This is a genomic window from Selenomonadales bacterium (assembly GCA_017442105.1).
In the GTDB taxonomy this organism is placed as follows: domain Bacteria; phylum Bacillota; class Negativicutes; order RGIG982; family RGIG982; genus RGIG982.
In genome coordinates this window covers 1-7,637 of the sequence record JAFSAX010000161.1, presented here as the reverse complement: position 1 = coordinate 7,637, position 7,637 = coordinate 1, and the positions used below count along the sequence as shown (strand labels likewise).

Below are 7,637 nucleotides of genomic sequence, written 5' to 3'. Positions count from 1 at the left end.
GTCGCTGTCACAGGCGACCTCAGAAATGCCAAGATCTATGTCAGCATGATGGGCTCGGAAGAGCAGAACAAAGCTTGCTGGATCGGTCTTAATAAGGCACTCGGATTTATGCGCAGTGAGATAGGCAAACGCATCCGTTTGCGTTTCAATCCCGAATTGTCACTTGAGATCGACAAATCTCTCCAGTACAGTGCGCATATTCAGACACTTCTCAATCAAATTCAAAGGGATGAGCAAAACCGATGAAAGCGGTAACAGAAGCCGGTGTACTGGCTCTTTTAAAAGAAAATCGATCTTTTGTTTTAACGGCGCACGTAAGTCCCGACGGAGACAGTCTCGGTTCGCTGCTTGCCCTTTATGAATTCCTTGCAAGTCAGGAAAAACAGGTCACGATCGTAATAGATGATGTCCTTCCGCCTGTTTATCGAATTCTTCCGCATTGGGAGGCGATTCGTTCGGTAGATGAAGTCGGTCGCATCAATGCAGACCTTTTGGTCATCCTTGATGCCAGTACGGCTGATCGGATCGGACGCGTCGGAGAGATCGTTCATGCGCCTACCCTTAATATCGACCATCATGTATCAAATCATGGATTTACCGATTATCGCTGGCTTGATGCAGATGCGGCGGCAACAGGCGAACTTATCTATCGTTTGATCGAGAAAGCTAAAGTGCCGATCACCAAAGAAACTGCGATCAATCTTTATACAGCGATCGCTACCGACTGCGGATTTTTCCGCTATGCGAATACGAAACCGACTACGATGCGGATCGGTGCCGAGCTGTTGGCATACGGTGTAGAGCCAAACGTCATTGCCGAAGCACTTGAAACTGTATCTGTGAACACGATGCGTCTTACCGTGCGTGCGCTTCAAACGATGGCCTTTTTTGCCGAAGGAAAGATCGCTATCATTACAGTAACCAAGGATATGCTTGCAAATGATGAAAGCACGGACGAGCTTATTACGTATCCGCGCAAGATCGAAGGCGTCGATGTTGCTGTGATGATCAAACAAAGAGATGATTCTTCTGTCAAAGTCAGTATGCGTTCGCGTACTGTTGATGTCAGCCGAATTGCTATGCATTCGGCGGCGGCGGACATGCGCGTGCGGCAGGATGCTCCATCGAAGGCTCGATAGAAGAAGCACGAGAAAAATTATTGGCTGTTATTATGCCGGAAGTAGGCAAGTGATGACGCAAGGATTTTTGAACGTGTTAAAACCGCCCGGAATGACATCTCACGATATCGTTTCTGCTGTACGAAGAATGTATGGATTAAAACGTGTCGGTCATACGGGAACGCTTGACCCATCGGCAGCAGGGGTATTGCCTGTCGGATTGGGGATGGCGACGAGATTGATAGAATATCTTGATAAAGATGATAAAGCATATCGTGCAGAGATCACATTCGGCTGGTCGTCCGATACAGGTGATGACACTGGCAATGAGATTTGTCGAATGGCGTATACGATGCCAACCGAGGAAGAGATCGTAGCGGTGCTCAACTCCTTTGAGGGGGACATTGAGCAGCTGCCACCGATGTACTCTGCTATCAAGATAAACGGAAAAAAATTATACGAATTGGCACGTGAAGGCAAAGAGATCGAGCGTACACCAAGGCCTGTTCGTATTCATAAAATTACGCTCATCGAGCGACGTGATGATGCGATCGTCATCGACGTAGATTGCTCGAAAGGAACGTATATTCGTACGCTGTGCATCGATATTGGTGAGAAACTCGGTATTCCGACCGTACTTTCTTTCCTTCTTCGAACGAGAGCGGGAAAGTTCGCTTTGGATTCTGCCAAGACGTTAGAAGAACTTGCCAAACTTGGTGAGAACGCACTTCTTCAAATGGATCAAGTGCTCTCGGACATCCCATCTGTACAGCTGACGACTACGGACGGCATCGCATTTGAAAACGGACGCACTGTCGGCATTATCAAATGTCACGCAAACCGTGTCCGCGTTTATATTGGTGACCGATTCGTGGGGATTGCCCGCGTGTCCGAAAATGGAACAAGACTGATACCTGAGAAGGTATTCCATTTATCGGCCGATGGGGAATAGTAGTAAGAGGTGAAAATAATTGGAACTTTGTACGGAGCTTAGTCAATTAAAAGATAAATATGCGAATATCTGCATTGCGCTCGGAACGTTTGACGGTGTTCACAGAGGACATCAACAAGTCATCGGTGCAGCGGTAGCGCGTGCACGTGAGATCGGCGGCACATCGCTCGTATTCACGTTCAGTAATCATCCGCTCTCGGTCGTTGCGCCCGAACGCTGCCCTGTACGATTGATGTCAAACGAAGAAAAACAGATCGTTATGCGCGATCTCGGCGTTGATGTACTTGTCAATATTCCGTTTACTAAAGAAGTATTGTCGATCGGTGCAGAAGATTTCATTCGCATGTTGATTGAAGCATATGAGCCGAAATTCGTTGTTGTCGGTCCGAATTATACGTTCGGTTACAAAAATCAAGGCAACTCCGAGCTCTTAAAAGAATTCGGCAAAAAATACGGATTCGAAGTTAAGATCCATGAAGCTGTCTGCGATACAGATGACCTCATCAGCTCGACTTTGATCCGCGGCTATATCAACGACGGTAATGTAGAAAAGACGGCTGACCTTTTAGGACGTGACTTCCGTTTGACTTCGACAGTCGTTCATGGTGATGAACGCGGTCGTACGATCGGATTCCCGACAGCTAATCTTGATCTGCCACCGGAAGCTGCTGTACCGAATAACGGTGTCTATGCCGTACGTGCCATTACTGCAGATGGTGTGACCCATTCGGCTGTTGCCAATATCGGAACGAATCCAACGTTCGACGGTATCTATCGTCATATCGAAGTTCATATCTTGGATTTTGCGGCAGATATCTATGGTCAGGAATTGACGATCGAATTCTTGGCAAAATTGCGCAACGAACAGAAATTCAGTGGCATCGAAGCACTTGTCAACCAGCTTCATCAAGATGTTGAAACGGCAAAAAAATATTTTTGATTTTTGGCGAAAACCCTTTTACAGATATCGTATTCTGTGATATACTAATAATCGCGTGATTCACGCAAAAATAATGAACCGACGCTAGGACTTCCGACACTCCGACGGATATCTTGGCGGTGGGGATCATAATATTAGGAGGAATAAATAATGATCACTGCAGAACAGAAACAACAGATTATCGAAACGTACCGCACGCATGAAGGCGATACGGGTTCCCCGGAAGTACAGATCGCTCTCTTGACGCACCGCATCGTGTACTTGACGGAACACTTGAAAGAACACAAAAAAGACCATCATTCCCGTCGTGGCCTCTTGAAAATGGTTGGTCACCGTCGTGGTCTTTTGAACTACTTGCGTAAAATCGATATCGAACGTTACCGTGCGATCATCGCTAAATTGAACATCCGTAAGTAATCTGAGATTACAAAAGAGCGTTGGATATCCAGCGCTCTTTTTGTATATCCAAACAAAAAAGATGAAGAATGGGAATATTATTTTACGAAACAGGTTTTATTAGCAGGTAAAAAAAGAAAAATGTCGAATCAATCTATGTTAATAGTAAAGAATAGTAGGAGGAATGCATAGGTATGCATATTTTTGAAATGGAATTGGGTGGCAGAACCCTTACCATCGAAACAGGAAAAATGGCAAAACAGGCAAGCGGCGCTGTTTTGGCTCGCTATGGTGACACGGCTGTATTGGTAACAGCTACGGCATCGGCAGAACCGCGTGAAGGAATCGACTTCTTCCCGCTCACAGTTGATTATGAAGAAAAATTATACTCGGTTGGTAAGATTCCGGGTGGTTTTATCAAACGTGAAGGTCGTCCGAGTGAATCGGCTATCCTCTTCAGTCGTCTTCTTGACCGTCCGATCCGTCCGCTCTTCGCAGAAGGTTTCCGCAATGACGTACAGATCGTTGCTACGGTACTCTCGGTAGAACAGGATAATGCACCTGAGATCGCAGCTATGATCGGTGCTTCTGCAGCACTCTCGTTGTCGGATATTCCGTTTAACGGTCCGATCGGTGGTGTTCGCGTTGGTCGCGTCAATGGTCAGTTCATCATCAACCCGACAGTTGAACAGATGGAACAAAGCGATCTCAACCTTGCAGTAGCAGGTACGGCAGATGCGATTTCCATGGTAGAAGCAGGTGCAAATGAACTTCCGGAAGATGTTATCTTGGAAGCAATTTTGTTCGGACATGAAGAAATCAAACGAATCGTTGCATTCGTGAACGACATGGTAGCCGTTGCAGGTAAGCCGAAACGTGAAATCGCACTTTTCTCGGTACCGGAAGACATGGAACAGGCTGTCAAAGAATATATCTCGGACAAGCTCAATGAAGCTGTTCGCAATGCGGACAAGCACAGCCGCGATGCTGCTGTTGATGCAGTCAAAGCGGAAGCAATGGAACACTTTGCCGAAATCTATCCGGAAGAAGGCAAAAAACTCAGCTATATCATGCACAAAACGCTTAAAAATATCGTTCGTCATATGATCACAGACGAAAAAATTCGTCCTGATGGTCGTGGCATCGAAGAAGTTCGCCCGATCACGTGCGAAGTAGACTTGCTCGCTCGTACGCATGGTTCGGCACTCTTCACGCGTGGTCAGACGCAGGCTCTCACGATCACGACGCTTGGTGCGATCGGTGATGAACAGATCCTTGACGGACTTGGCACGGAAGAATCGAAACGTTATATGCACCACTATAATTTCCCTGCATTCTCCGTCGGCGAAACAAGACCGTCCCGCGGTCCGGGTCGTCGTGAGATCGGTCATGGCGCACTTGCAGAACGTGCACTCGTTCCGATGATCCCGTCGGAAGATGTATTCCCGTACACGATCCGCCTTGTATCGGAAATCTTGGAATCGAACGGCTCCAGTTCGATGGCCAGCGTATGCGGCAGCACGATGTCGCTCATGAGCGCAGGCGTGCCGATCAAACGCCCGGTATCGGGTGTTGCTATGGGCCTCGTTAAAGAAGGGGACAACTACACGATCCTCACAGACATTCAGGGCATGGAAGATGCTCTCGGTGATATGGACTTCAAAGTTGCAGGTACGACAGAAGGCGTAACGGCAATTCAGATGGACATCAAGATCGAAGGTCTTACGAAAGAAATCCTTACTGACGCACTTGCACAAGCTCGTCGCGGCAGAATGCATATCCTCGGCAAAATGCTCGAAGCGATCGACCAGCCGAGAGAAGAATTGTCGCCGTATGCACCGCGCATCATTACGCTCCAGATTCATCCGGACAAAATCCGCGATGTCATTGGACCAGGCGGCAAAATCATCAAAAAAATTATTGAAGAAACCGGCGTAAAAATCGACATCGAAGATGATGGTAAAACGTTCATCGCTGCTGTCGATATGGAAGCAGGTAAAAAAGCTGTTAAGATGATCGAAGACCTCGTTCGTGAAGTCGAAGTCGGCGAAACGTATGAAGGTAAAGTAACGCGCATCATGAACTTCGGTGCATTCGTAGAAGTATTGCCGGGCAAAGAAGGCCTTGTGCATATTTCTCAGCTTGCTAAAGAACGCGTAGAAAAAGTAGAAGACGTCGTAGCGATCGGCGATGTTGTGAAAGTAAAAGTTATCGAGATCGACCGTCAAGGCCGCGTCAATCTCTCGCGTAAAGTACTCCTTACAGATGCAGAATAAGCGTAAGACCCCACTTTTATGAAGTGGGGTCTTTTATGTTTTATGTATTCATGAAAAAATTATCTTTACGAATTTACTTTGACAATATAAAATAAAATCAACAGAATAGTCTGATAATGGCAAATGGTTTAGAAAAGAAATATTATTGAAATACAAGGTGAAAGGGTGTTGTAAATGAGAACGATGGATCAAGTGAAAGTAGCGGTTGTGCAAGCGGGTTCGGTCATCATGGATAAGCAAGGCTGCATCGAAAAAGCATCAAAATTGCTCATTGAAGCAGGTCAAAACGGCGCACAGCTTGTTGTATTCCCTGAGGCGTTTATTCCTTGTTATCCGCGTGGTATGGGGTTCGGTGCAGTTGTGGGCAGTCGTTCTTTGGAAGGACGTAAAGCTTATCAGCGTTATTGGGACAATGCTATTCAAGTACCGAGTGCCGATACTGATGCGCTCGGTGCGGCAGTAAAAGAAGCTGGAGTATATTGTGTGATCGGCGTTATCGAAAAAGACCAAGATACGAGTGAAGGAACAGTGTTCTGTACGGCGCTTTATTTCGGTCCTGACGGTAAACTGCTTGGCAAACATCGTAAACTCAAACCGACTGCTTCGGAACGCTTGATCTGGGGCGAAGGTGATGGCAGTACGCTCAAAGTTATCGAAACACCGTTTGGTCGTATAGGTTCCCTTATTTGCTGGGAAAACTATATGCCGCTTGCACGTGCGGCGATGTATGCGCAAGGTGTTCAGATATACGTAGCACCGACGGCAGACAGTCGTGATACGTGGTTCGCTACGATGCGCCATATCGCGATCGAAGGGCGTTGCTTCGTTATCGGTTGTAATCAATATTCGTCCAAGTCCGATTATCCTGAAGATATTGCGTCGAGTGATGAATTCAAAGACTTGCCTGAAGAAATGTGCCGTGGCGGCAGTTGTGTCGTGAATCCGCTCGGAGCATTTGTCGTTGAACCTGTTATTGGCAAAGAAACAATCATCTATGCTGATCTTGATCTCGGACAAGTGGCACAAGGACAGTTTGATTTTGATGTTATGGGTCATTACAGCAGACCTGATGTGTTCCAACTGATCGTTAATACGAAGAAAAAAACGAATGTGATTTGGCAGGACTGACCAATAAATTATTAATATTCTAAAGATGTATACCGAAAATTATATGGTAGTGAATCGAAAATAGCGACAGAGTATGACCTCTGTCGCTATTTTCTTAATAAAGAATATATTCGTAAATAGTAAGAAAAAATAAAAATGGTTTGTCGCATACGATTCGACCTATCTTTCCCTAAAGTTGTATATACTATAGAAAGTAAGAAGATTGAGCTGTGAAGAAATAAAGGAGGCGAATAGGATGTTCTTATCACCTGTAAAAGAAAAATTAAGCGTCTCTTATCCCGAGTTGTTTTCTCTTTTAGAGAAATCAGACGGTGTGTTGCACGATAAGGCTGTAAACGAGTCTTCTTTGGCATCTCATGGGCATCCTATATATCGATGCGATACATATGATGAAGCAATCTCTCTTTTGACGATATTGGCGACAAAAAGATTGGAGGGGTATTATATTCCGGGAACCAATATTCCGTATATCGTTGTTGCACTGCGTACTTTTGCGAGAATGAGCGAAGCGGGCTTTTCTGAAGGAGAACAGTTGGCGGGATTTGCATGGGTGCTTGTACGACAGAAGTTCGCCACAATGGAAGAAATTCGTGAGATATGCGGAGTCTATGTTGGTAATTTTGTTAGCGAAGAGCATAAGACGGAGTATGAGAATTATACGATATGTTATTACAGACATTCGCTTCAGATAAAATTCTTTCAGATAGAGATGGCTGTGCTGATGACGATCCTGCATAAATTGCGCAAGGAACATGACCGTGCGTTTATGAAAGAGAATCCGATGCCGAGAAAATATGCAGAAAAAGGCGTTGAATGGGATGAAAATG

The 7,637-nt window shown here is 45.8% G+C and carries 7 protein-coding genes and 1 pseudogene; all 8 read left to right on the top strand.

Going from position 1 to position 7,637, the window contains the following annotated elements:
• On the top strand, nucleotides 1-246 hold a 246-nt coding region (gene rbfA / locus IJN28_06470), incomplete at its 5' end, for a 30S ribosome-binding factor RbfA (protein ID MBQ6713411.1).
• Nucleotides 243-1,192 (top strand): annotated as a pseudogene (locus IJN28_06465) (bifunctional oligoribonuclease/PAP phosphatase NrnA). The gene rbfA and the pseudogene IJN28_06465, both read left to right, overlap by 4 nt.
• Entirely contained in the window at nucleotides 1,192-2,070 is an 879-nt protein-coding gene (gene truB / locus IJN28_06460) for a tRNA pseudouridine(55) synthase TruB (protein MBQ6713410.1), read from the top strand. Before IJN28_06465 ends, truB begins: the two are co-directional and overlap by 1 nt.
• Before the next feature lie 19 nt (nucleotides 2,071-2,089).
• Complete coding sequence (locus tag IJN28_06455; protein ID MBQ6713409.1) at nucleotides 2,090-3,010, top strand: bifunctional riboflavin kinase/FAD synthetase; 921 nt, start codon at nucleotides 2,090-2,092, stop codon at nucleotides 3,008-3,010.
• Nucleotides 3,011-3,160: 150 nt separating this feature from the next.
• Nucleotides 3,161-3,427, top strand: coding sequence for a 30S ribosomal protein S15 (rpsO, locus tag IJN28_06450; GenBank protein MBQ6713408.1), 267 nt, complete (start codon nucleotides 3,161-3,163; stop codon nucleotides 3,425-3,427).
• A gap of 173 nt (nucleotides 3,428-3,600) precedes the next feature.
• Nucleotides 3,601-5,682, top strand: a complete 2,082-nt coding sequence (locus tag IJN28_06445; protein MBQ6713407.1) for a polyribonucleotide nucleotidyltransferase — start codon at nucleotides 3,601-3,603, stop codon at nucleotides 5,680-5,682.
• A 174-nt stretch (nucleotides 5,683-5,856) separates the two neighbouring features.
• A complete protein-coding gene (locus IJN28_06440; GenBank protein MBQ6713406.1) occupies nucleotides 5,857-6,810 on the top strand; it encodes a carbon-nitrogen hydrolase family protein in 954 nt (317 codons plus the stop codon).
• A 235-nt stretch (nucleotides 6,811-7,045) separates the two neighbouring features.
• On the top strand, nucleotides 7,046-7,637 hold a 592-nt coding region (locus IJN28_06435), incomplete at its 3' end, for a hypothetical protein (protein ID MBQ6713405.1).

Excerpts from the sequence above, each read along its gene's own strand:
- truB (MBQ6713410.1), top strand. The coding sequence starts at position 1,192 with ATGACGCAAGGATTTTTGAACGTGTTAAAACCGCCCGGAATGACATCT.
- rpsO (MBQ6713408.1), top strand. The coding sequence starts at position 3,161 with ATGATCACTGCAGAACAGAAACAACAGATTATCGAAACGTACCGCACG.
- IJN28_06445 (MBQ6713407.1), top strand. The coding sequence starts at position 3,601 with ATGCATATTTTTGAAATGGAATTGGGTGGCAGAACCCTTACCATCGAA.
- IJN28_06440 (MBQ6713406.1), top strand. The coding sequence starts at position 5,857 with ATGAGAACGATGGATCAAGTGAAAGTAGCGGTTGTGCAAGCGGGTTCG.